General features: G+C 70.4%; 22 protein-coding genes. 10 read left to right on the plus strand and 12 right to left on the minus strand.

What is annotated here, in order from left to right:
• Positions 1 to 151 precede the first annotated feature (151 nt).
• Positions 152 to 1,153, plus strand: a complete 1,002-nt coding sequence (locus AB0M67_RS05070; RefSeq protein ID WP_365742688.1) for an ATP-binding cassette domain-containing protein — start codon at positions 152 to 154, stop codon at positions 1,151 to 1,153.
• Complete coding sequence (locus AB0M67_RS05075) at positions 1,150 to 1,941, plus strand: ABC transporter permease (protein WP_365742690.1); 792 nt, start codon at positions 1,150 to 1,152, stop codon at positions 1,939 to 1,941. The genes AB0M67_RS05070 and AB0M67_RS05075 overlap by 4 nt, the downstream gene beginning before the upstream one ends.
• 124 nt (positions 1,942 to 2,065) lie before the next feature.
• Here AB0M67_RS05075 and AB0M67_RS05080 read toward each other — a convergent pair whose 3' ends face one another.
• The 5 genes from AB0M67_RS05080 to AB0M67_RS05100 form a co-directional block, all read right to left on the minus strand.
• On the minus strand, positions 2,066 to 2,332 hold the full coding sequence (locus tag AB0M67_RS05080; protein ID WP_365742692.1) for a hypothetical protein: 267 nt from the start codon (positions 2,330 to 2,332) through the stop codon (positions 2,066 to 2,068).
• A 136-nt stretch (positions 2,333 to 2,468) separates the two neighbouring features.
• Positions 2,469 to 3,362: a geranyl diphosphate 2-C-methyltransferase gene (locus AB0M67_RS05085; protein ID WP_365742694.1), complete on the minus strand. Its 894-nt coding sequence runs from the start codon at positions 3,360 to 3,362 to the stop codon at positions 2,469 to 2,471.
• Between the two features lie 17 nt (positions 3,363 to 3,379).
• Positions 3,380 to 4,660, minus strand: coding sequence for a family 2 encapsulin nanocompartment cargo protein terpene cyclase (locus tag AB0M67_RS05090; protein WP_365742696.1), 1,281 nt, complete (start codon positions 4,658 to 4,660; stop codon positions 3,380 to 3,382).
• 91 nt (positions 4,661 to 4,751) lie between these two features.
• Positions 4,752 to 6,164 carry a family 2B encapsulin nanocompartment shell protein gene (locus AB0M67_RS05095; protein ID WP_365742698.1) on the minus strand — a complete coding sequence of 471 codons (1,413 nt, stop codon included), beginning with the start codon at positions 6,162 to 6,164 and terminating at the stop codon, positions 4,752 to 4,754.
• Between the two features lie 400 nt (positions 6,165 to 6,564).
• Positions 6,565 to 7,464 (minus strand): Gfo/Idh/MocA family oxidoreductase, encoded by a 900-nt coding sequence (locus AB0M67_RS05100; RefSeq protein WP_365742701.1) that lies wholly within the window; start codon positions 7,462 to 7,464, stop codon positions 6,565 to 6,567.
• Positions 7,465 to 7,707: 243 nt separating this feature from the next.
• Here AB0M67_RS05100 and glnII point away from each other — a divergent pair, with 243 nt between their 5' ends.
• Together glnII and AB0M67_RS05110 are read left to right on the plus strand one after the other, a co-directional pair.
• The gene (gene glnII / locus AB0M67_RS05105) at positions 7,708 to 8,727 is read left to right on the plus strand and encodes a glutamine synthetase (RefSeq protein WP_365742703.1); all 1,020 of its coding nucleotides are present in this window, start codon (positions 7,708 to 7,710) and stop codon (positions 8,725 to 8,727) included.
• A gap of 389 nt (positions 8,728 to 9,116) precedes the next feature.
• Positions 9,117 to 9,866 carry a winged helix-turn-helix domain-containing protein gene (locus tag AB0M67_RS05110; RefSeq protein WP_365742705.1) on the plus strand — a complete coding sequence of 250 codons (750 nt, stop codon included), beginning with the start codon at positions 9,117 to 9,119 and terminating at the stop codon, positions 9,864 to 9,866.
• Positions 9,867 to 9,955: 89 nt separating this feature from the next.
• On the opposite strand, the gene AB0M67_RS05115 is transcribed toward AB0M67_RS05110, so the two are convergent.
• On the minus strand, positions 9,956 to 11,461 hold the full coding sequence (locus AB0M67_RS05115; RefSeq protein WP_365742707.1) for a PepSY domain-containing protein: 1,506 nt from the start codon (positions 11,459 to 11,461) through the stop codon (positions 9,956 to 9,958).
• A 60-nt stretch (positions 11,462 to 11,521) separates the two neighbouring features.
• Positions 11,522 to 12,286, minus strand: a complete 765-nt coding sequence (locus AB0M67_RS05120) for a hypothetical protein (protein ID WP_365742710.1) — start codon at positions 12,284 to 12,286, stop codon at positions 11,522 to 11,524.
• 114 nt (positions 12,287 to 12,400) lie between these two features.
• On the opposite strand from AB0M67_RS05120, the gene AB0M67_RS05125 reads away from it, so the two are divergent.
• Complete coding sequence (locus AB0M67_RS05125) at positions 12,401 to 13,450, plus strand: NAD-dependent epimerase/dehydratase family protein (RefSeq protein ID WP_365742712.1); 1,050 nt, start codon at positions 12,401 to 12,403, stop codon at positions 13,448 to 13,450.
• 40 nt (positions 13,451 to 13,490) lie between these two features.
• On the opposite strand, the gene AB0M67_RS05130 is transcribed toward AB0M67_RS05125, so the two are convergent.
• On the minus strand, positions 13,491 to 13,967 hold the full coding sequence (locus tag AB0M67_RS05130) for a DUF4259 domain-containing protein (protein WP_365742714.1): 477 nt from the start codon (positions 13,965 to 13,967) through the stop codon (positions 13,491 to 13,493).
• A 227-nt stretch (positions 13,968 to 14,194) separates the two neighbouring features.
• On the opposite strand from AB0M67_RS05130, the gene AB0M67_RS05135 reads away from it, so the two are divergent.
• The 3 genes from AB0M67_RS05135 to AB0M67_RS05145 all read left to right on the plus strand — a co-directional run bounded on the left by AB0M67_RS05135 (position 14,195) and on the right by AB0M67_RS05145 (position 17,806).
• Positions 14,195 to 15,460, plus strand: a complete 1,266-nt coding sequence (locus tag AB0M67_RS05135; protein WP_365742717.1) for a sensor domain-containing protein — start codon at positions 14,195 to 14,197, stop codon at positions 15,458 to 15,460.
• Complete coding sequence (locus AB0M67_RS05140) at positions 15,445 to 16,095, plus strand: response regulator transcription factor (RefSeq protein ID WP_365742719.1); 651 nt, start codon at positions 15,445 to 15,447, stop codon at positions 16,093 to 16,095. Before AB0M67_RS05135 ends, AB0M67_RS05140 begins: the two co-directional genes overlap by 16 nt.
• A gap of 151 nt (positions 16,096 to 16,246) precedes the next feature.
• On the plus strand, positions 16,247 to 17,806 hold the full coding sequence (locus AB0M67_RS05145; protein WP_365742721.1) for a DUF1996 domain-containing protein: 1,560 nt from the start codon (positions 16,247 to 16,249) through the stop codon (positions 17,804 to 17,806).
• 185 nt (positions 17,807 to 17,991) lie between these two features.
• Here the strand turns inward: AB0M67_RS05145 and AB0M67_RS05150 are convergent, their stop codons facing one another.
• Complete coding sequence (locus AB0M67_RS05150; protein WP_365742723.1) at positions 17,992 to 18,438, minus strand: hypothetical protein; 447 nt, start codon at positions 18,436 to 18,438, stop codon at positions 17,992 to 17,994.
• A gap of 155 nt (positions 18,439 to 18,593) precedes the next feature.
• Here AB0M67_RS05150 and AB0M67_RS05155 point away from each other — a divergent pair, with 155 nt between their 5' ends.
• The gene (locus AB0M67_RS05155) at positions 18,594 to 20,690 is read left to right on the plus strand and encodes a hypothetical protein (RefSeq protein WP_365742725.1); all 2,097 of its coding nucleotides are present in this window, start codon (positions 18,594 to 18,596) and stop codon (positions 20,688 to 20,690) included.
• Between the two features lie 52 nt (positions 20,691 to 20,742).
• Here AB0M67_RS05155 and AB0M67_RS05160 read toward each other — a convergent pair whose 3' ends face one another.
• Entirely contained in the window at positions 20,743 to 21,057 is a 315-nt protein-coding gene (locus tag AB0M67_RS05160; RefSeq protein WP_365742727.1) for a hypothetical protein, read from the minus strand.
• A gap of 52 nt (positions 21,058 to 21,109) precedes the next feature.
• Between AB0M67_RS05160 and AB0M67_RS05165 the strand changes: the two genes are divergently transcribed.
• Entirely contained in the window at positions 21,110 to 21,826 is a 717-nt protein-coding gene (locus tag AB0M67_RS05165; protein WP_365742731.1) for a TetR/AcrR family transcriptional regulator, read from the plus strand.
• Between the two features lie 60 nt (positions 21,827 to 21,886).
• On the opposite strand, the gene AB0M67_RS05170 is transcribed toward AB0M67_RS05165, so the two are convergent.
• A complete protein-coding gene (locus tag AB0M67_RS05170) occupies positions 21,887 to 22,777 on the minus strand; it encodes a phosphotransferase (protein ID WP_365742733.1) in 891 nt (296 codons plus the stop codon).
• The gene (locus AB0M67_RS05175; protein WP_365742735.1) at positions 22,707 to 23,576 is read right to left on the minus strand and encodes a radical SAM/SPASM domain-containing protein; all 870 of its coding nucleotides are present in this window, start codon (positions 23,574 to 23,576) and stop codon (positions 22,707 to 22,709) included. Before AB0M67_RS05175 ends, AB0M67_RS05170 begins: the two co-directional genes overlap by 71 nt.
• Positions 23,577 to 23,584 lie beyond the last annotated feature (8 nt).

Raw genomic sequence — 23,584 nt, forward strand, 5'->3', positions numbered from 1 at the left:
TGGACGCGCCACTTCGGGTTCCGGGCCGGGCGGGTGCGCGCCACGCCCCCCGGTGTCCGCCGCGCCCGGGCCCGGCCCGGCCCCCCAGAAGCACCGTCCTCAACTCACGCACTCCCCCCAGCCACTTCACCTTTCGAAACGGGAGGCCCCCATGGCTTCATCTGTCATGCCCACGACCAGGCAGGGCGGCGGTCACGCGTCGCCGGCCGCCATCTCCGCCGTCGGGCTGCGCAAGTCGTACGGCGGCAAGACCGTCCTCGACGGTATCGATCTGCGTATCCCGGCCGGGTCCGTGTTCGCGCTGCTCGGTCCGAACGGCGCCGGCAAGACCACCGCCGTCAAGATCCTCTCCACCCTCATCTCCGCCGATGGCGGGCAGTCCCAGGTCGCGGGCCACGACATCGCCACATCACCCGACGGCGTACGCGCCGCGATCGGCGTCACCGGGCAGTTCTCCGCCGTCGACGGTCTGATCACCGGCGAGGAGAACATGCTCCTCATGGCGGACCTGCACCACCTGTCCCAGCGCGAGGGACGGCGGATCGCCGCCGAACTGCTGGAGCGCTTCGATCTCACCGACGCCGCGAAGAAGCCCGCCTCCACCTACTCCGGCGGCATGAAGCGCCGCCTCGACATCGCCATGACCCTCGTCGGCAACCCACGGATCATCTTCCTCGACGAACCCACCACCGGCCTCGACCCACGCGCCCGCCACACCATGTGGGGCATCATCCGCCAACTCGTCACGGACGGCGTCACCGTCTTCCTCACCACCCAGTACCTGGAGGAGGCCGACGAACTCGCCGACCACATCGCCGTACTGAGCGACGGCAAGATCGCCGCGGAAGGCACCGCCGACGAACTCAAGCGGCTCATCCCCGGCGGACACATCCGGCTCCGCTTCTCCGACCCGGCCGCCTACCGATCCGCCGCCCTCGCGCTGCGCGAGGCCACCCGGGACGACGACGCACTGACACTGACAATCCCCAGCGACGGCGGCCAGCGCGAGCTTCGCTCCCTCCTCGACCGGCTGGACACCGCCGGTATCGAGGCCGACGAACTGACCACCCACACCCCCGACCTCGACGACGTCTTCTTCGCCCTGACCGGCCCGGCCCACGTCCCCAACCAGCCCAAGGAGACCGCCCGATGAGCACCCTCTCCCTCGCCGTCCGCGACTCCTCCACGATGCTGCGGCGGAATCTGCTCCACGCGTGGCGCTACCCGTCCGCGACCCTGAACCTGCTGCTCACACCGATCATGATGCTGCTGCTCTTCGTCTATATCTTCGGCGATGTGATGAGCGCGGGCATCGGCGGCGGCGGTGCCGACCGCTCCGACTACATCGCCTATATCGTTCCTGGACTGCTGCTGATGACCATCGGCAGCACCGTGATCGGGGCGGCGGTGTATATCTCCATGGACATGACCGAGGGCCTCATCGCCCGCTTCCGCACGATAGCGATCCACCGCGGCTCCATCATCATCGGGCACGTCGTCGGCAGCGTCCTGCAATCGATCGCCAGTGTGGTCCTCGTCGGCGCCGTCGCCGTGGCCATCGGCTTCCGCTCCACCGACGCCAACGTCCTGGAGTGGCTCGCGGCGTTCGGGCTGATCGCGCTGTTCGCCCTGGCGCTCACCTGGATCGCGATCGGGATGGGACTGGCCAGCCCGAACCCCGAGGCGGCAAGCAATATGGCCATGCCGCTGATCCTCCTGCCGCTCATCTCCAGCGCCTTCATCCCGGCCGACACGATGCCGGGATGGTTCCAGCCGATCGCCGAGTACCAGCCGTTCACCCCGGCCATCGAAACCCTGCGCGGCCTGCTCCTCGGCACCGAGATCGGCAACAACGGGTGGCTCGCGATCGCCTGGTGCCTCGGTCTGATCGCGCTCGGCTACCGCTGGTCCACGTCGCTGTTCAACCGCGACCCCAAGTGAACGGCACGACGGTGAGACCGACGATGCCCCGCTCGACTCCTCTCCCGGAGACCGGAGAGAAGCCGAGCGGGGCACACCGCCGAGCGGGACACAACGCCGACCCGGGCCCGGCGTTGGACAGGCACTAACCGATCAGGGCTCGCACCATGCGGCAGGTGGTGTCCGACGGCGGGTGGATTCCGATCCGGGCCGCCGTCCTCCGTATCCTCCCGTTGTTCGCGTTCGCCGGGTGGTACACGCCCGAGTCGAGCAGGGCGATGGCGAGGCGCATGGCCTTGAGCCGGCGGTTATGGGTCTCGTACCACTCACGGGGCCGGCCCGCGGGCAGTGGCTTGCGCTTGAGGGCTGGCTGACTCTCGAAGGGTTTCGTCGGCATGGTGGCAACGGCCATCGGCGACCTCCCGGCGCGGTGGTTGTTCCCTCACGAACTACCCCCATTTTACCCCGCCCCACTGACAATCGCCCCTGGCCAGAGGCCATTTGACGGGTCTCAGGACACTGAATCCCCGACTCCGGGACGCAGACCACTAGACGCGGTCGGCCGCGATCAGCAGGTACTGGAAGGAGCCGTCCTTGTACGAGTTGATGAACGCTTCCTCGATGCCCGTGACCAGTGAGGACGTCGCCCGCAGCTCCCAGTACGGCAGGGTCGCGGGAGTGAGGTCGACAACAGCCTGGGGTACGAGCCGGTTGTCGGCCATGGCGCGTAGGTACTCCCGGCGGGAGTGAATGTTGCACTCGAAGTGCGCGTTGATCTGGGAGACCCACTTCGAGGGCTGGCCGTAACGCGGGTTCCAGCAGCCGGTGATGGTCACATAGCGGCCACCGACCGCGAGGACCCGGGAGTGCTCGGCGAAGAGGTCGTGCAGGTCGACGTACATGCTGGACTCGTTGTTCCACGAGGCCGCGGCCTGCCCGGTCTCGAAGGGCGTACCGAGCATGTTGCAGACGCGGGCCCGGACATGGTCCTCGATACCGAGTTCGCGGGCACGCCGGTTGGCGAAGTCGGCCTGCTTGGCCGACAGTGTGACGCCCTGGACCTTGCACCCGAAGCGCTGATGGGCCATGACCATCGAACCGCCGCGACCGCACCCGGCGTCCACGAGGGTGTCGTCGCGCTCGATGGGGCCGAGGTGGTCCAGGAGGAGTTCGGCCTGTGCCGACTCCAGGCGGTGGAGCTCGGCGATCAGCTTCTTCTCGTACGCGCTGTCCTCGACGTCGCCCAGGGCGGCGTGGTCGACGTCACCGATGCCGTAGTGGTGGTGGTAGAGGCCGTCGACATCGCCGAGACGCAGATTCACCGGCCGCGCCTCGTGGTCCCAGTAGCGGGCGATGTCTCCCTGGTAGGGCGTCGCCGGGGAGGGGATGAACACGGAGGTGCCGGTGCGGGCGGCGACGGTGGTGAGCTCGGTGTTGGTCACAGATGAATCCATTCTTCTTACCAGAAGTCGGGCAGGCTGTAGCGGTAGGTATTGGTCTGGTGCCAGTAGTGGTTGCCGTCGACCCACGCGGCCACGCCACGTACAAAGCGCTGCACGGCCGGGACGGGGCAGGCGGCGACCAGGGCCGCGGCTTCGGCCTCGAAGTCACGCATGAGGTCGTTGTGGACCTCGACCGCCTTCAGATAGGCCTCGCGGTCGGAGAGGTTCTCGCGTTCGGCGAGCACCACCGGCAGGTTCAGATGCCGGCCGGGGGAGGCGAGTTCCTTGGTGTACGAGTACAGGTCGTTCACGATGGTGGTGGCGTTCCCGGCGAGCGCGATGACCCGCTGCATGGCGGGCTGTGCGTGCAGGTCCGCCGGCAGTTCGTAGCCGCCGACGGTGTCGGTGATGGTGGGGCAGGGACGGAAGTTGTTGAACTGGCGCATCGCCAGGTACTCCCACACCTCGGGGACCTGGTCCTGCTGGGCCCAGGCGGCCTCGGCGAGGTACCCCAGGTGCAGCCGGGCCATGTCGTGCCGGAGCCGGTCGGCCTGCGAGGAACTGGCCTTCTGGACGAAGTACTCCATGGCGGAGCGGTAGGCACGTCGAGGCGCGTCCGAACGAAGCGACTCCTCCCACCGCGGCTGGTACTCCTTCGTCGTGTGCAGCGGGTCGAGGGCGGTGTGCGCCAGCAGAAGGCGTTCACCGAGGCCGATGGGCGAGCCTCCGTGGTCCTCGCAGTAGCAGTCGTCCACCGCGTTCTCGGCGACCATCAGACGTGTGGCGAGCATGAGGTGGTCGACGGTGGGAGCGTCCGGATGGCAGGCCACCATGTAGCGCCCCACGGAGAAACCGTCGAACTGGTCCTCCCAGTCGTCGGGGTACAGGTCGACCTCGCCCAAGGCCCATGCCTTGATCCTGTGGCTGACCTCCTCCACCCGCGCGGGGTCGGGCTCCGGCACCGGGTGGTGGTAGAGGCCCGGGACGGGGTTGCCGTCAGCCGGTGCCGACTCCGGCTCCAACTCCGGCTCCGGTGCCGGCAGCGTCGGCGGCTCCTCGCGCCGGGCCAGACGCAGGCTCGCCGTACCCAGGCCGCTGGGGCCACGCAGGATCCGTTCCAGGGCGGCGGCCGGTGTGCGCGCTTCGTCGGCGGGGACGTCCGCGAGGGGCAGGGCGTCCACGGAGGTCGGGGCGTCCACAGGAAGTGTGGCGACCGCGTCGGCGAGTACGTACGCCCCGAAGTGGGCGGCAGCACCGGGCAGGCTCGATTGCGGAGGAAAGAACTCAGGGTCGGGCATCCATGGTTCCTTTACGAGTTGGACGAGCCCGACAACGCGGCGAGCGTGCGCGCCGGACGCCGCGGGCCCGCGAAGATCGACCGGACAGGATCTAGTCGTGCCTCCTGGCGATCTCCACGTTCTCCAACACGCCGAGCGCGTCGGGCACGAGGATGGCGGCCGAGTAGTAGGTGGAGACGAGGTACGAGATGATCGACTTCTCGTCGATGCCCATGAAGCGCACGGACAGGCCCGGTTCGTACTCCTCCGGCAGACCGGTCTGACGCAGACCGATGACACCTTGGTTGTCCTCGCCGGTGCGCATGACGAGGATCGAGCTGGTCTTCTCCTTGGTGATGGGGATCTTGCTGCAGGGGAGGATCGGGACCCCGCGCCAGGCCGGTACCTGCTGCCCGCCGAGGTCGACGTGGGCCGGGTAGAGACCGCGACGGTTGAACTCACGCCCGATCGCCGCGATCGCCTTGGGGTGGGCGAGGAAGAACTTGGAGCCGCGGCGCCGGCAGAGCAGTTCGTCGAGATCGTCCGGGGTGGGCGGGCCGGAGTGGGTCTGGATGCGCTGCTTGAAGTCCGCGTTGTGGAGCAGGCCGAACTCCCGGTTGTTGATCAGCTCGTGCTCCTGGCGCTCGCGCAGCGCCTCGATGGTGAGCCTGAGCTGTTCCTCGGTCTGGTTCATCGGCCCGTTGTAGAGATCGGCGACCCTCGTATGGATCCGCAGAATGGTCTGCGCGACGGAGAGTTCGTACTCGCGCGGCTTCAGCTCGTAGTCGACGAACGCGCCAGGCAGCTCGGCCTCGCCGGTGTGGCCGGCCGACAGGGCGATCTCGGCCTCGCCGTGACGATTCTGCCGCTGGTGGGGCAGTGCGCTGAACCGCTGGATATGGGCCTGGAGACTCGGCGCCACGGACAGCACGGCGGCGAAGTCGGCGCGGGACAGGGTCAGCAGGGTGCCGGCGGTCTCGGCGGTGGCGGTGTAGTCCCACCGGGCGTCCGCGTCCAACAGGGCGTTCTCACCGAACCGGTCGCCATCGGCGAGTACGGCGACGGCGACTTCGTCACCGTACTTACCGACGGAGGTCTGACTGACGCGGCCGTGGGCGATCAAATGGATCTGCTCGGCGGGCGTACCGCGCTCGACCAGTGTTTCGCCCGCGCGGAAGTCGCGCTGGACGCACCGGTCGGCGATCGTGGTCAGCACCTCCACATCCTCGAAGCCCTGGAGCAGGGCCAGTTCGCCGAGTTCGCGGGGGATCACCCGGACGCTTGCACCGTCCTGAATGAACTCCACGCGCCCGTCGCCGACGGTGTAGCTGAGCCGGCGGTTGACCCGGTAGGTGCCTCCCTTGGTCTCCACCCAGGGGAGTGTCCGCAGCAGCCAGCGAGAGGTGATCCCCTGCATCTGCGGGGCGGACTTGGTCGTGGTGGCGAGGTTGCGGGCAGCCGCCGTGCTCAGGCTGGACTGCCGAGGCGACCCCAGCGGTGCTTCCGGGCTGGTGTCAACAGTCATGGGTCGAGCGCTCCTTCGTGAGGGCGGGCGGTGGCGGAAGTGTGTGCGCGGTAACGGAAGAAAGGAAGAAGAGGGGCAAACATCATGAAATCCGCTGGAATCCGTCCAGATCTCAGGGAACAGTAACGGCCTGCGTACGCAATTGACCCAGAGAAACCATCAGCATTAACTCAATACGATGATCTTGCGGGGGCAGGGGTTTATCCGGGCGGCCCGTTGGTTTTCGGCCCCGGTCGTCGGCACGGGGTGGTTTTCGGCCCCGGTCGTCGACACGGGGGTGGTTTTCGGCCCCCGGCCGTCGGCGCGCCCGATCACGGCCTGCTGAGGGAGCAGCGAAGCGAGAGGCCGTTCGGCCGGTCCTCGACGACCGGCCGAACGGCCTCCGGTGGTGCTGACGTGCTCAGGCGTTGATCTGCTGCTCCGCCTCCACCAGGATCTCCGTCAGCCGGAGCCCGAACCGTACGTCGCAGGCGTGCGGCTGCCCCGTACGGACCGACTCCAGCAGCGCGTCGATCGCCGCCCCGAACGAGGTGACCGGGTCGCCCCAGTCCCCCGGCAGCGCCGCCGTACCGTGCTCGCCCCGGAGCTCGATCCCCGTACCCGCGCCCGCCTTCGGCGCGCTCAGGCTCAGCGCCACGGAGCTGGCCGCTCCGGAGACATGCCGCAGCACAAGATGGGTGAGGTCCGGCTCGGTGCGTACCGCCGTCACGTCGGTCACCTCGCCGAGCAGCGGAATCAGCGCGGAGAGCGCGTGCGGGCCGACGTCCCAGAGGCCGCCCTTCTCGCGGCGCCAGGGTGAGTTGGCGTACGGGCTGGTCTCGCCCGGCGCGTAGAGGGCGCCGAGCCAGTACGCGTGGGCGGTGAACCAGCCGCCCTTCGCGGCCTGCTCACCGAGCCAGCCCGCGGTGCCCGCCGCGAAGCGCAGCGTGCAGAAGACGACGGACGAGACCCCGGCGGACGCCGCGGCGTCCGCCACCTCACGGGCGCCCGCCACGGTCGTCGCGACCGGTTTGTCCAGGAGGAGATGGCAGCCCGCCGCGGCGGCCCGCGCCGCGAGCGGTGCCTGGATGTCGGGCGGCAGGGCGAACGCGACGGCGTCACTCTCGGCGAAGAGCGCGTCGAGGCCGACCTCGCCCGAGTGGGCCGTGGTGTCGTGGGCGGCGGCGAGCGCCGAGGCGGCCTCGGGGCGCCGCCCCCAGACGCCGCTGAGTTCGAGTCCGGGATGGGCGGCCAGGGCGGGGGCGTGGGTGCGCTCCGCCCAGGGGCCGGTGCCGAGGAGTCCGATGCGTAGCTTGCTCATGACGGCCAGTGTGCCGTGTCGGTACGCGCGACCGGAGCGCGGACCTCGGGCACGTTCCGACGACGTAAGTGGGCCGCGTAGGTGGGCCGCGTAAGTGGCCGCCTGAGTGGGGCGTTTGAGTGGGCGCCCGATCGCGTGGCGGGAAACCTGAGTAACGCGTGGTTCACAGAGGGGCAACAGACGGGAAATCACAGATTGCGAAGCTTCGGGGCATACCTGCTGCACCCGCAAAGGATGAGACCCGTGACCTTCAAGGCTGAGTACATCTGGATCGACGGCACCGAGCCGACCGCCAAGCTGCGCTCGAAGACGAGGATCCTCAACGCCGGCGCGGAGCTGCCCATCTGGGGCTTCGACGGGTCGAGCACCAACCAGGCCGAGGGTCACGCCTCCGACCGCGTACTCAAGCCGGTCTTCTCCTGCCCCGACCCGATCAGGGGCGGCGACGACGTCCTCGTCATGTGCGAGGTCCTGAACATCGACCTGACACCGCACGCGTCCAACACGCGTGCGGCGCTGACCGAGGTCGCGGAGAGGTTCGCGGGCCAGGAGCCGATCTTCGGCATCGAGCAGGAGTACACCTTCTTCAAGGGCGCCCGTCCGCTGGGCTTTCCCGAGGGCGGCTTCCCGGCCGCTCAGGGCGGCTACTACTGCGGTGTCGGCGCGGACGAGATCTTCGGCCGCGACATCGTCGAGGCGCACCTCGACAACTGTCTGAAGGCGGGTCTCGGCATCTCCGGCATCAACGCCGAGGTCATGCCGGGACAGTGGGAGTTCCAGGTCGGTCCGCTGGCGCCGCTGGAGGTCGCGGACCAGCTGTGGATCGCGCGCTGGCTGCTCTACCGCACCGCCGAGGACTTCGAGGTCTCCGCGACGCTCGACCCCAAGCCGGTGAAGGGCGACTGGAACGGCGCGGGCGCGCACACCAACTTCTCGACCAAGGCGATGCGCGAGGGGTACGAGGCGATCATCACCGCGTGCGAATCGCTCGGCGAGGGCTCGAAGCCGCTCGACCACGTCAAGAACTACGGCGCGGGCATCGACGACCGGCTGACCGGTCTGCACGAGACCGCCCCGTGGAACGAGTACAGCTACGGCGTCTCCGACCGCGGCGCCTCGGTCCGTATCCCGTGGCAGGTCGAGCAGGAGGGCAAGGGGTACATCGAGGACCGCCGCCCGAACGCCAATGTCGACCCGTACGTGGTGACGCGACTGATCGTCGACACCTGCTGCACCGCGCTGGAGAAGGCCGGCCAGGTCTGACCCGTCCGGCTCGTACTCGGCTCACACCACGCTCCGTGAGGGGGCGGTCGCCCCACGGCGGCCGTCCCCTCGTCGCGTTCCCCGCCGCGCGCTGTGTCGGCTGTCACGGGATCGCGCCGTATCGACAGCCGAAAGGGACCTGCAGCGCCCATCCGGTATCTGCTTCAATGGGGACATGGCCAGCTTCCAGCACCCCGCGACAGGTCGCTCCGACCTGGAGCCGTTCTGGCCGTCCCGGCAGCATCACGACTTCGACCGGGTGTGTTGCCGCGCGTGGAACGCGCCGGCCCTCTAAAGCCTTCTTTCCGGCCTTCGGCCGCCGCGCATGACGTACTTCCCGTCCGTCCCGTCGATTCGACGACTCCTTCGCGCGAAAGAGCTGACCTCCCATGGCGAATCCCCGCCCCCTCTCCTCCGCGTCCGCGTCCGCGTCGGCGGGCGCCACCGCGTCCGCCACCGCCACCGCAGCCGCACTGAACCAGAAACAGGCCGCGCCCGGCCGGCACCGGCTCCGGGCCGTCGACAGCGACGAGACCGCGCCGGTCGCCCGCCACGCACGCCACACCCACCCGACCGTCCCGACCGTCCCGAGCCTCCCGACTGTCCCGAGCCTCCCCGCGGGGGTCGCCGCCGGACAGGTCGTGGACTTCCTGCCGCCCGGCGCGACCTGGCTGCCCGCGCCCCAGCACACCCTGCCCTCGCTGCCGGGACAGCCGCCGATGGTCGGCTATCTCGTGCTCGTACCGGCCGATCAGCACGCGGCGGTGCTGGCGGCGGCCTCGGCGCCGCCCCTCACCACCGCGCAGACCGCGGACGCCGGGTCCGGGGCCCCCGGGGCCGGGTCCAGGGGTGCCGACAGCGGCCCCGTGTCGATCGACAGCGTCCAGCGGACCGCCGTCGTGGACGGGCACCAGCTGGATCTCACGTATCTCGAATTCGAGCTGCTCGCGCATCTGGTGGCCCATCCCCATCGGGTGCACACCCGCGACCAGTTGGTGACCACGGTCTGGGGCTACGGGCATGTGGGCGACGGACGAACCGTCGACGTCCATGTGGCACGGCTGCGCCGCAAGCTGGGGACCGCCCACCGCCACAGCATCCAGACGGTACGGCGGGTCGGGTACAAGTACACGCCCTGACCGGGGGCGATACGGGGGAGCCCCGCCGAGCCCCGCCGAGCCCCGCCGAGCCACGTCGAGGCGGCGCCGGCAGGGCTCCCCCGCTCCCGTCAGGCGCGGGCCGCTCGGGCGCGAGCGCGGGCCCGCAGGGCGAGCAGGCCGTCCACTGCCAGGAAGACCAGCAGGCTGATGCCCAGCAGCGGCAGGAACCAGCCGATCAGCGCCACGGCCACCGCGAGCGGCAGCAGCACGGTCAGTGGCACCTTGCGCCAGGCACCGCGCGGTATCGCCCTGCCCGCGCTCAGCTTCCGGTCCTTGGTGGGCCGGCGCAGCCACCACATCCGGTAGCCCCAGCAGATGATCAGGATCAGCGAGAGGGCGAGCGCCGCGAGCGCCAGCTGGTTGGCGACCCCGAGGAAGAGGCCCATATGGGCGTCGATACCGAAGCGGGTGAGCTTGGCGAGCAACGGGTAGTCGGCGAACCTGAGCTCGTCCATGACCATGCCGTTGGCGGGGTCGACGGCGACCGAGTCGAGCCGTACCGGGAACTGGGTGTCGGTCTGCGCGACCACATAGCCGGTGCCCTCCGTCGGCAGGGTCACCGAGACCGGACCGTCGAGACCGGCCTGACGGGCGGCGACGACCACCAGATCGATACCGACGTCCCCACCACCGCCCATGCCCTCCATCCCGGGCATGTTCTCCATACCGGGCATCGACTCATGGCCCTCGTGACCGCCGCCGCCCGCTCCGCCGGTGCCCCCTTCGAGCGCGGCGGAGACGACGGGCGTGCCGCCGCCCAGCTGGTCCTTGACCGAGCCGATGTTCTCGCCCGCGTACTTCGACCAGGTGAGCCCCGTGGCGGAGAGCAGCACCAGCCCGGTCACGGCCCACAGACCGAGCGAACCGTGCAGGGAGAGCGTTCTGCGCCGGCCGGTGGCCCCGCGCTCCGGTGTGAGCAGCGCGCGCTTCGAGGCGCGGGTACGGGCGAGCCAGAGCAGTACGCCGCCGAGGGCCACCACCCAGAGCCAGCTGGCGGCGAGTTCGCTGTAGACGCGCCCCGGTTCGCCGAGCAGCAGATGGCGGTGCAGCTCGGATATCCAGGTGCGCAGCGGGAGGGCGCCCGAACTGCCGTAGCTGGTCAGCTCTCCCCGTACCTCCGCGGTGTACGGATCGACGAAGACGGCGAGGGACTTGCTCTCCTCGGCGTCGGGCGTGCTCATCAGGACCCGGGTGGTCGCGCCGTCCTCGGAGGGCAGGCGTACGGACGTGACCGTGCCGTCCGGGCGGGCGGCGCGGGCGGCGTCGAGCTGTTGGGACAGCGGAAGGGCCCGGTCGCCGACCGGGACCCGTAGCTCGTGGCGGTAGACGACCTTCTCCGCCTGGAAGGAGAGCGCGTAGAGGAATCCGCTGGTGGCGGCGATCAGTAGCAGCGGGGCGATGAGCAGGCCCGCGTAGAAGTGGAGCCGCAGCACGAGGGGGCGCAGGGAACTCCAGACGGATGGGGTGGTGGTGCTGGTGCCGGTGCCGGTGTTGGCGCCTGTCGCGGTCGTCGGCTCTTCGCGGGCCGGCCGGTCGTCGGTCTCGGGCCCCTGTACGGGGTCGTCAATGGCCATGACTGTCCTAGGTATGGGCGTGGGCATGGGGAAACGGACCCCGGGGTCCGCCCTGCCTGCCTAAGGTCGGACAGTGGTGATGAGGGCCGTTGCCGGGGCCGTGGCGCGGGAGGTACGGCGCGCCGGCGGGCCCCGCCGCGACAAGGTGTGCGCGAGGACGACGCCCCGGAAGCGGTGCGGCGCGGGAGCGTCGGCGGGCCGTACCGCCCGTTCCGACAGCGCCGCGACGGGCGGCGGGACCGAGGTCAGCAGCAGCCGGAGCGGGGAGAGGGCCAGGGCGCCGAGGGCGGTCGCGAGCCGGAAGAGCGCGGCCTCGCCCCGGGCCAGCCAGAGCGCGCAGACGGCGGCGGCGAGGAGATGGGCGGCGAGCATCCCCACCGGACCGTCCAGACCGAGGGGGATACCGGTGTCGATGGGGAGGACGCCGGTCCCGGTGTGCTCCCCCATGGGCGCGCCCGCGCCCGCTCCGATTCCCATGTCCATGCCCGTGCCGATGCCGGTGCTGGTGCCGGTGCCGGTGACGCCGTCAGCGCCGTGCGGTGTGTGGTCCGGTGACAGGGCCCCACCGAGCGGCAGCGCTCCGGCGAAGATCAGATGCAGTCCGCCCTGGACGGTGAGGAGCCCGGCCCCGATCGAGCGGAACCCGCGCCGCCGGCCGCCCGCGAGCCAGGCCACGCCCGCGGTCACTCCGAACGCCGTCCACAGCGCGCCGACCGGGATGTCATGCCCGGATGTGAACGAATGCCCCACCGCCGCCAAAGTCACGCATACCGCCGCGAAAGCGGCGGCCCGCAGGGCGCGTATCGGCGATCTGACATCTGTCATGGTGGGCACATGCTGCCATCCCTGTGGGTGCGTACGGCAGATCCCGAGGGTCCATGATTCTTCTGGCAGCGAATTGGCTGGCCCCGACGCGGACGCGGCGGCAGAGTCGGGGCCATGAGACTCCTCATCCTCGGTGGTACGGAATTCGTCGGCCGCGCGGTCACGGAGGCGGCGCTCGCCCGCGGTTGGCGGGTGACCGTCTTCCATCGCGGCCATCACGAAGCACCCGCCGGTGTGACCACCCTGCTCGGTGATCGCACCTCGCCCGGCGGTCTCGCGGCCCTCTCCGATCTCTCCGATCTCTCGGATCTCTCGGATCTCTCGGATCTCTCCGACGGATCCGATACCTGGGACGCGGTCGTCGACACCTGGTCGGCCGCCCCGTCGGCGGTGCTCTCCACGGCCCGGCTCCTGGCGGACCGCGTCGGACGGTACGCGTACATCTCCAGCCGCTCGGTGTACGCGGACCCCACCCCCGCCGGGCTCACGGAGGACGGCCCCCTGGTGGAAGGCGCCTCCGCCGCCGCCGGGCAGACCGCGTACCCCCAGGACAAGCGCGGCGGCGAGCTGGCCGCCGAGGCGGTCTTCGGCGACCGGGCACTGCTGGTCCGTGCCGGGCTGATCCTCGGGCCCGGGGAGAACATCGGCCGGCTGCCGTGGTGGCTGGGGCGGATCGCCCGGGGCGGACCGGTACTGGCGCCGGGGCCGCGCGACAACCCCTTGCAGTACATCGACGCGCGCGATCTCGCCGAATGGACCCTGGACGCCGTACGGGACGGCCTGGGCGGCCCGTACAACCTGGTGAGCCCCGCCGGTCACACCAGCATGGGTGAGCTGCTCGACGCCTGCGTACGTGTCACCGGGTCCGACGCCGAGCTGCGTTGGACGGACCCCGAGAAGGTACTCGCCGCCGGGATCGAGCCCTGGACCGACCTGCCGGTCTGGATCCCGCCGGGCGCGATGCACGACGCCATGCACCGCAGCGATGTCTCCAAGGCGCTCGCCACGGGCCTGCGTTGCCGCCCGGTGGCCGAGACGGTGGCGGACACCTGGGCCTGGCTCGGCTCGATCGGCGGCCGGGCCCCCCAGCGGCCGGACCGCCCGCCGGTGGGCCTGGCACCGGAGCTGGAGGCGAGGGTGCTGGCTCAACAGGGCCTCGGCTAGGGCGTGTCCGGACAGGCACTAGTGCCTGTCCGGACTGGCTCTAGCCCTCCAACCGCCCCCGGCTCTCCCCCCGTCCCGCTATCGCCGCCGTCAACGCGCCCCGCAGCTCGGCGACTCCGTGGTGCCACGCGCCGTCCTCGCCGTCCGCCCTGACCCAGCGGTCGCGCACTTCGGACCCCGCCGTGCTCACCCGGTCCAGGGCCAGCACCGCGAGCTCCCTCAGCTCCTCGGGAAGCCGGGGCAGCGGCTCCTCCGGGCCGTACACCGACTCCACGGGCGGTCCGCCGGGGCACTGCGCCGCGACCAGCGCCGCCGCGGCGACGGCGACCGCCCCCGCCTCACCGTCGAGCTGCCCGCCCGCGCCGCCTCCGCCGTCCTCGCCACCATCCCCGCCGACCACACGCAGCAGCGCCGCCCGCACGATCTCCGTACGCCGCTCGACGGTCACTTCGTCCAGGTCCGCCGAGAAGTCCACCGCGGCGTCGTTGTCGAAGTGGCCGGTGTCCCACGTGCCCATGATGTTCCCCCTGGTCGTTCCCCATCACGCTCATCCCGTTCCACCGATCGTGCCAGGTACCACTGACAATCCCGGTGTGCCGCACAGGGTGTATCCAGCACCACCCCGGACCGGGGGCCGACCGGCTGCCGCCGTCGAACGGCCCCGGTCAGACTGGTGCCAGGTCCGGCGGTCGGACCGCCGGGAGGGCCGTCGGGCCCTTCGGCCGCGAGGGAGAGAAGAACGCCATGGACAGCACGACGAAGAAGCCGGGCCCGCTGGTGTCCGCCGGGCGGGGACTGATGCTGTCGGTCGTCTCGCTCGCCGGATCGATCACACTCTTCGTGCTGACGGTGCTCTCCCTCGCCTTCATCCTGCTGGGCTTCGGGGTCCTCACCACCCCCTGGGTGCTGACGATGGTCAGGGCGCATGCCAATCAGCGCCGGCTGCTGGCCTCGCGATGGTCGGGCGTACGGATCCCGGTCCCGTACCGGCCCCTGCCCGCTGATCCGCGCGGCGGCGTCACCGGCCAGGTGGAACGCTGCTCCCTGATGCTGAAGGATCCGGCCACCTGGCGCGATCTCCAGTGGCTGATGGTCGACATGACGGCGGGCTTCTTCACCGCCCTGCTGTCCTTCGCCCTGCTCGGCTACGCGGCGGAGGGGTTCGTACTCGCCGCGGGCCTGTGGCGGGTGTTCGAGGACGACCGGTACTGGTACATGTTCATACCGGTCAGCAGCCAGTTGACCGGACTCGCCGCGGCGGGCCTCGGCGCGGTGCTGCTCGGACTCGGGCTGCGCTACAACGCGGACCTGCTGCGTGGCCACTTCCTGCTGACCAAGGCGCTCCTCGCCCCCGGCAGCGACCAGGAGATGGCACTGCGGATCGAGCGGCTCACCGAGTCCCGGCACGACGCGGTGGACACGTCGGCCGCCGAACTGCGCCGTATCGAGCGCGATCTGCACGACGGCGCGCAGGCCAGGCTGGTCGCCGTGGGCATGGATCTGGGCACCGTCGAGGCGCTCATCGAGAAGGACCCGGCCAAGGCCAAGGCGCTGATCGCCAAGGCCCGGCAGTCCTCCGCCGAGGCGCTCACCGAGCTGCGCGATCTCGTACGGGGCATCCATCCGCCCGTACTGGCCGAGCGCGGTCTCGGGGACGCCGTGAAGGCGCTGGCGCTGCGGCTGCCGGTGCCGACCGAGGTGCAGGTGGAGCTGACGGGCCGGGCCGCCGCCCCGGTCGAGTCGGCGGCGTACTTCGCGGTGAGCGAGGCACTGGCCAATGTGGTCAAGCACGCGGGCGCCGACCGGGTGTGGGTCGATGTCTCGCACTCCGGGGGGATGCTGCGGATCGCCGTCACGGACAACGGCGGCGGGGGCGCGGCGGTCGGGGCCGGCTCGGGGCTGAGCGGACTCGAACGCCGACTCGGTACATTCGACGGCGTCCTGGCCGTCAGCAGTCCAGCGGGCGGTCCCACCATGGTCACCATGGAGATCCCTTGCGAGTTGTCCTAGCCGAAGATCTCTTCCTGCTGCGCGACGGTCTGGTCCGGATGCTGGAGGCGTACGACTTCGAGATCCTGGCAGCGGTGGAGAGCGGGCCCGAACTGACCCGGGCCCTGGCGGAGTTGGAACCGGATGTCGCCGTGGTCGACGTCCGGCTTCCGCCGTCCCACACGGACGAGGGCCTGCAGTGCGCGCTCGCGGCGCGCCGCGCCCGGCCCGGTCTGCCGGTCCTCGTACTGTCCCAGCATGTCGAGCAGTTGTACGCGCGCGAGCTGCTGGCGGACGGCAACGGCGGCATCGGCTATCTGCTGAAGGACCGGGTCTTCGACGCGGACCAGTTCATCGACGCCGTACGCCGGGTCGCGGCGGGCGGTACGGCGATGGATCCGCAGGTGATCTCGCAGCTGCTCTCCCGGCGGGCGCAGGACAAGCCGATCGGCGGGCTGACCCCGCGCGAGCGCGAGGTGATGGAGCTGGTGGCGCAGGGCCGTTCGAACGCCGCCATCGCCGCCCAACTCGTCGTCACGGAACGGGCGGTGGCCAAGCACACCTCGAACATCTTCGCCAAGCTGGATCTGCCGGTGTCGGACGACGACAACCGCCGGGTGCTGGCGGTTCTCGCCTATCTGGACCACGGCAGGTGATTGAGGGGCATCCGCCCGGTTTGGTGCTGGAGATTTCTATGAATTCCCCCGGTGCCTGAACACCCCGCAGCCGAGGTCCGTATGGAACGGAGCGCTTCGCTTCTCCCCTGCCGCGCTTTCCCGTAACCGGCGACGAAGCTTGAGGAGTTCCATGCCACGCACATCGAGAAAACGCTCCACACTGGCAAACCGGGCGATTGTCGCCTCGGCTGCCTTGCTCCTGGGCGGGGGTGGGCTGGTAGCGGTCAATGTCTACGCATCCGCGGGTGAGGGCGACTCCAACCGGTCCGCCCCCCAGACCCAGAATGCGTGGCAGTCGATGTCGACCATCGACTGCCCGGATGTGGCGACCCAGGACCAGTTGGCGAACGTGCCGGACGCGGCGCGTTCCGAGGTCGACCGGAATCTCGCCCTCATCGACAGCCAGATCACCGAGGCGTACAAACGCTTCGCCGATGAGAAGGCCCAGATCGAGCGGGATCCGCAATTCGCCGACAATGCCGTTCTCAATCCACTGAAGGACAAGCGGACGGCCACGCTCGAACGGATCGCCCTCTCGATCGGCCGGGTGGCGGAGCGGCCACAGGGGCTGGAGGGACTCGCGCCCTGCACCTTGCGGGCGGGCGGCACCTCCCCCGGCCAGGGCCAGAACGGCGGCCAGGACGGTGGGCAGAACGGCGGTCAGGGCGGCCAGCCTGGTCAGAACGGCGGCCAGGACGGTGGGCAGCCGGGCCAGAACGGCGGGCAGCCGGGCCAGGACGGCGGTCAGGGCGATGGGCAGAACGGTGGTCAGGACGGCGGTCAGAACGGCGGCGGCCAGGCCGGCAACGGCCCCGAGGCCTCCGACTTCGTCGACATCACCACCGTCCGGCCCAATGTCCAGAAGCCCAGGACCGCCCGGGGCGGCTCGAAGGGCACCTTCACCACCGACTGCGGGGTCAACGAGGCCGGAAAGTTCAATTCGGACAATGTCATCGTCGCCCCAGGTGTGAGCAATGGCGCACACCATATGCATGACTATGTCGGAAACCAGGCCAATGACGCGTTCGCGACCGACGACTCTCTCGCGGCCGGTGAGACCAGCTGCCGTAATCAGGGCGACAAGTCCACCTATTACTGGCCGGTGCTGCGTCTCCAGAACGGCCAGGACGAGGACGACGCCAATGTGGACGGCGGCGGCAAGGAGGGGAATGTCGGTGAGATCCAGACGCCTTCCCAGGTGACCCTGACATTCGCCGGCAGTCCGAAGTCCAAGGTCACCGCCATGCCGCGGTTCCTGCGGATCATCACCGGCGACGCCAAGGCATTCACCAATGGCGATGCCAACGCGAATGCCTCATGGAGCTGCACCGGATTCGAGAACCGCCAGCTCAAGGACAAATACCCGATCTGTCCCGAGGGCAGCCAGGTGGTCCGCACCTTCGCGTTCCAGAGCTGCTGGGACGGCCAGAACGCGGACAGCGCCAACCACCGTACGCATGTGGCGTTCGCCGATCGGAACGGCCGCTGCCAGAACGGCTTCAAGGCGATCCCCCAGCTCCGCCAGCGCGTGGTGTACGACGTACCGCCGGGGCCCGGCTTCGCCGTGGACTCCTTCCCGGAGCAGCTGCACAAGCCCATCACCGATCACGGCGACTTCATCAATGTCTTCGACGACAACCTGATGAAGAAGGTCGTGAGCTGCATCAACGGCGGACGTAAATGCAAGTGAGGCAGGGCAGGTGAGACAAGGCAGGTGAAGCAGGGCAGGTGAGCCAGGGCATGTGAGCCAGGGCATCTGAAGCACCCGCGCATCCCGCGCCGACCAGGCCCGGGGGCCCCGGCCGCGTCCCCGGCCGGGGCCCCCGCTTCCGCCCTCCCGTGCCAACCCCGTCCCCCCACATCCGCGCTGCGCGGTCAGTTCGTTCGGTGACCGGAGTGCTCCTCGTCTCCCCCACCACCACTACTTCCCCCCGAGTGGTGCGACGAGCCGGCCTCCACGGTCCCGCCGAGCCGGCCGCGCAGCGCCGTCACCACCTTCTCGTCACCGACCGCGATCCATTTCCTGCCGACGAGATACGAACCGCCGTAGTCCTTGGCCTCGTTGATCCACTCGCGCAGCCCGCGGTCGGTGGCGAAGGTGACCAGCACGTACTTCCCGTCGTCCGTCGTGCAGTTGCCCTGCCGCAACTCGTCGGCGTCGGTCTGGATGTTCGGCTCGCACTCCGCCTTGGAGGCGATCTGTTCGAGGCTTCCCGTCGCCGTGTCCGGCGTCGTGGGAGCCTTTTCCTCGTTGCCGCCGCAGCCCGCCGTGAGCGCCAGGGCCAGGGCCGCGAGCACCACCAGGGATCGTTCTGTACGCATGCGCCCATCGTCCCCGACACCCGGTCGCCGCGCGGCGGAACGGCCGGATTCCGGGGTGACCATCGGACCAATCGCTCGTTCTGCTCAACGTGCCCCCACACAGCGCCGACGCCGCCTCGACCGCCACATCCGCAGCCGCTCCCGCGGATACGTCCGTGTCCGACGCGGCTCCCGTCGGTGCCCTCGGCACCCTCGGCGCGCTCGGCACCCTCGGCGTCGAGCAGGCCGAGGCGGCTCTCGTCGAGCACTACACCCGTCTCGTACGCCTCGCGTATCTCGTGCTGCCGCCGTCGCTCGGCCGCAACCGGCGCGTGCTGACCGCGCACGCGCTCGTACAGCGTTCACTGCCGCGCGGGCGTACGGCGGTGCCGGCCGACCGGTCCACGATCCCCGCGCAGAACCGCGCCCAAGGAGCCGAGGGGGCCGAAAGGGCCGCCGACCGGACCCCGACCGGCCCGGGGCGGAACCCGGGGTACGCGTACGTACGCGAACGCGTACTGCGCCAGGCGCTCGACGCCGGGCGGCCGTCGCGCGGGCTCGCCCGGCCCGCGCGCGCCCAACTGCCTCCGCTGCTGCCGCGCGTCTGGGGGCTGCGGCTGTTCCCGCGTTCGGGCGGCGCCGATGAACTCGCCCTGGACCAGCGGCTCTCCGCTCTCTCGGGACCGGCTCGCGCGGCGTTCGTGCTGCGCGGTCTGGAGCTGCTGACCGACGAGGAGGTACGCCGGCTGCTCCACGCGGCCGGGGCCGAGGACACGGAGAGCGCGCTCACCGACGCGACCGAGGCCGCCGAGCAGCGGATCGGGACGGCGGACCCCGTCGAGCTGTTGCGCTCACCGGAGTTCGATCCCTGCTCGCTCCAGGCCAGGCCCACCGATCTGATGCGCCGCCGCCAGTACGGCAGGGCCGCGCTCGCCGCCGGGGCGGCCCTGCTGGTGTGCGGGACGCTCCTCGGCCTGCCCCATGGCCGGGGCCCGGACGACGCGGATCCCGCGTACGGCCGGGGCGCCGCCCTCGCGGCGGCCCTCGACCCCGCCAGGGTGCGGCGGATCGCGCCCGCCGCGTGGCACACCTCCGCCCGTACGGACTTCTCCGTCTGGCCCGCGCGCGGGCCGCTGGCCAAGGACCGCGCGCTGCTGCGCCGGGCGCTGACGGCGTGGGCCGTGCCCGGCGACTCCGTACAGGTATCGGCCACGCCCGCCACCCCCTCGGGCCCGCCGATGGGGTCGCCGCAACTGCTGTACGCGGGCAAGGTGGACGCGGCGCGGGTGGTGCTCTTCCACGACGGCCTGCGGGTGGTGCGTTACGCGGAGCCCGCGGCCGGCGGGGAGGGCCTGGCCGCCCTGGACTTCGCGCGGGTCGACAGCGCGGACGCCGCGGAGGCGGGGGCGCTGGTCGTCGGCCGGACGGACGGCGATGTGCGCTATCTGACGGCGCCATGGGTGCGCGATACATCGGTACGCGATCTGCTCGACCCGTCGGGGCCCGCGCGGCCTCTGCGGCGCGACGCGGACGGGGTGACCGATCCGCTGGCGAGCCCGGCGATGGCCAGCGACTGCCGCTCCTGGAACGCGCTTTCGGTACGCGATGGCAGCGCGAGCCCCGGCGGTGGCGCCTCGGACGGGGACGCCACCGCCGCGGACGCCGCGGAGGCGGCCGGGGGCAGCACGGAGAAGGCAGGGGGCACCACGAACCGGCTGCTCACCGACCTCGGCGAACTGACGCCCGCCCGGCTGACCTCGGGGCCGCCGTCGGCCCCCGGCGATGTATCGGCCCCGGCCGACCGCGCCGCCTGGGCCAGGACCGCCTGTCTGCTGCCCGCGATGCGCTCCCACGGCGTACGGTCCGTGAACTCCTGGGCGTACGCGCGGCAGCCGCTGCCCGAGTCCAACGGCACCGCGACCTGGTTCTGCACCCGCGCCGAGACCTGGCGGGGTCCGGGGAGCCGGGTGCTGGCGCAGTTCCAGGCGCCGTCGGAGAACGCGGCGCCCGGGGCCGTCGCCGCGCGGGCGGAGAACTCACCGGCCTGCGGGGCACGGGAGTCACAGCTGCTGGCGGGCGTGCTGTGGAAGTCGCGGGGCGGGGACTGGTATGTGCTGGCCGCGGGGAGCGGCCGACTGGAGTCGGTCGAGGTGTCGGGCGGCGTACGGGGCAGCGCGCGGGGGAACCTGCTGGCGGTACGGGCGGAGGAGGGCGCGCGGGCCGAGCTGTACGGCAGGACTCCGGACGGGACGCGGGTGGAGTCGCTGCGCTGACGGCCGGCCCCACGACGTCGGGCCCGTCGCACCCCGTTCCCGCGCCCCAACCTCAGGGCAGCAGCAGCCAGTCCGCTCCCAGCGCCGCCACCAGACCCACGCCCAGCAGCCATGTGCCCAGCCGCGTACGGCCGTGGCGGCTCAGTTCGATCACCACACCGCACAGGATCATCGCGAGCCCGTACACCCCGACCACCAGGACCGAGGTCCGTTCGGCGAGCCGGACCGCCAGCAGCGCGGCGAGACCGACCAGCAGCACCGACGCCAACGCGATCCGCGCCATTCGCGCCTGACGAGGCGTCAGTCCGCCCTCGTGGGGCTCAGGTACTGACGTGTCCATGGCCTCGTCCTGGTCAGATGCGCTCATGGTCCGGGAGCGTAACGGACACCCGCCGAGGGCCGCCCGTTAGGCTGTTCGTATGACTACCGGGGTGCGCCGCAGGATGGGCGTGGAAGAGCGGAAGCGGCAGCTGATCGGCGTGGCGCTGGAGCTGTTCAGCCGCCGGTCTCCGGAGGATGTCTCGATCGACGAGATCGCCGCCGCCGCCGGGATCTCCCGTCCGCTCGTCTACCACTACTTCCCCGGCAAGCAGAGCCTGTACGAGGCCGCTGTGCGGCGCGCCGCCGACGATCTGGCGACCCGCTTCCTGGAGCCGCGCGAAGGCCCCCTCGGGGCGCGGCTGCTCCGGGTCATGGGTCGCTACTTCGACTTCGTCGACGAGCACGGCGCCGGTTTCTTCGCACTGATGCGCGGCGGCCCCGCCGTGGGTTCCTCGACGGCCACCGCGATGATCGACGAGGTGCGGCAGGCCGCGTACGAACAGATCCTGGCCCATCTCGGGGTCGGGGACCCGCCCGCGCGGCTGGAGCTGGTCGTACGGTCCTGGGTGTCGCTGGCCGAGACGAAGGCGCTGATCTGGCTGGACGGGCGGCGCGTCCCGCGCGCCGAGCTGGAGTTGCAACTGGTGCACGACTTCGCCGCGCTGGCCGCCGTGAGCGCCGCGTACGACGAGGAGATGGCGACGATCCTGCTGGGAATCGTCGCCGACGAGCCGGCCGACGGCGCGTTCGGCGATCTGCTCGGCCGGCTCACGATGCTGAGTACGGGACTGCCCGCACAGCGGGTTCAGGCGTAACCCGGCGTAACCCTCGGGCGTAGACCACGAGACCGGATAGCCGGGGGCTTCTCGCGTACGTCAGGGGGCTGTTCGAACAGCCACACCGCGGTGAGTCGCCCATGACTGGGCCGCCTCGACCATGGCCCCGAGCCACGACGCATCGGGCCTGCGCTCAGCGAAGGCACGACGCATACGCAACGTGGCAGCGGCGAAGGCATCGATCGCTTTCGGGTCCGCGTCCGTCCAGGCCGCACATCCGGACGCCCAGGACTCAGCGCCCTCGGCATCGTGTCCCGCCGAGATCAATTGCACGACCAGGCAGGCGGGGTCGATGAACGCCGCTCCACGAGTGGGCCACGACCAGTCGACCGCCCATGTGCCCCGATCTCCGATGAGCAGGTTGCTCGGGTTGATATCGGTGTGGAGCAGCGCTTCGCCCTGGAAATGAGAGGCGTCGACCTCATCCGCGGCGAAGCGGTTCCAGCGGGTCTCCGGCCAGTCGCGGGCTGTCTCGGGTAGATCCAGTTCCCCGATCCGGTTGAGAATGTCAACGATCGCGGGGAGGTCCGGTGAGTCCGGAGCGAAGTCGGAGCCCCGTCCGTCGACCCAATCGAAGCCGAGCGCGTGCCACGTGTCATCTTCCGCGTGCCATCGCACAGCCGGGGAGATGGGACAAACGGCCGGGTTGATCAGCCTTTCCCGGATGATCGAGTCTCGGCGGCCTCCGGGCCGGTTGCGTACGGCCTTGACGAAGAACCGGCCCTTCTCGCACTCGACCAGAGCTGTGACATCCGAGCTGAACCCACGCGCGGTGGGCCGGAAGTCGGTCAGAGCTCCTGTGTGCGGGTGGAGCAGGCTCCAGAACCCCGCCCCGGGATCGTTGCGATTCATGAGCCCTTCAGTTCCTTGGTGTGCACTCACTGCCCGGGAAGCCGGGGCTGCATTCATCGTCATTGTCGTCATCGTCATCGTCACCCCCCACTTCAGCCCGGATGGCGGTGTTGGCCCGTTTCATGGCGCCGCCGCTGAGGATGGTGGCCAGAGGAGTGCTCATGACGTTCCCGATGCTCATCCAGTCGGAGAAGACGCACGGAGAGACGTCGCCGGTGGGAGTGACGACCGCCCTGCCGACGCCACATCGGCCACAGAGGTTCGCCATGTCCGGAGCCTGCCCCTGTGCGCCCCGTCCGAAGGGGCGGACGCCGTCAACGCTGATCCGGCGGACACCCAGGGCTTCAAGGTCTCGCCGTGTCTCGGTGACAGGCTGCCCTTCTGCGCTGTTGATGATCCCGACCCGCAGGGGAATGCCCAGGCCAACGGCCCGTTCGATGTTGGTCCGGGTCCGTTCGTGGCTTCGGCGGCCGGTCATCGCCTCATGCTCCTCGGCGCGGGCCGAGTAGTAGGACGTGGCGAGACTGAGCCCGTTGCGCTGGAAGATGTCCCAGCAGTCGTTTGAGACGTGTACCAGGTTGCTGTAGACCTCGACGTTCAGTCCGATGGTCAGAGCGTGGTCCACCAGGTCCGTGAAGTTCGGATGCATGGTCGGCTCGCCGCCGATGAACTGAATGCCGCGCACTCCACAGGCGGCGGCTTGGTCGAGGACGCTGATCCAGTCCTCGCGAGCCATGGTCCCGTGGGTGCCGTCAGGCCCTGACGCGTTGTAGCAGTGAAGGCAGTTGAGCTGGCACTTCCGTGTCAGGTCCAGCCATAAGAGCCGAGTAGCGGACTTCTCGACCGACGTGGCTTCGATGCTCGTTGTCACTGTCATGACCCTTC

Origin of the sequence: Streptomyces sp. NPDC051662 (genome assembly GCF_040681655.1) — a bacterium.
Classification (GTDB): domain Bacteria; phylum Actinomycetota; class Actinomycetes; order Streptomycetales; family Streptomycetaceae; genus Streptomyces.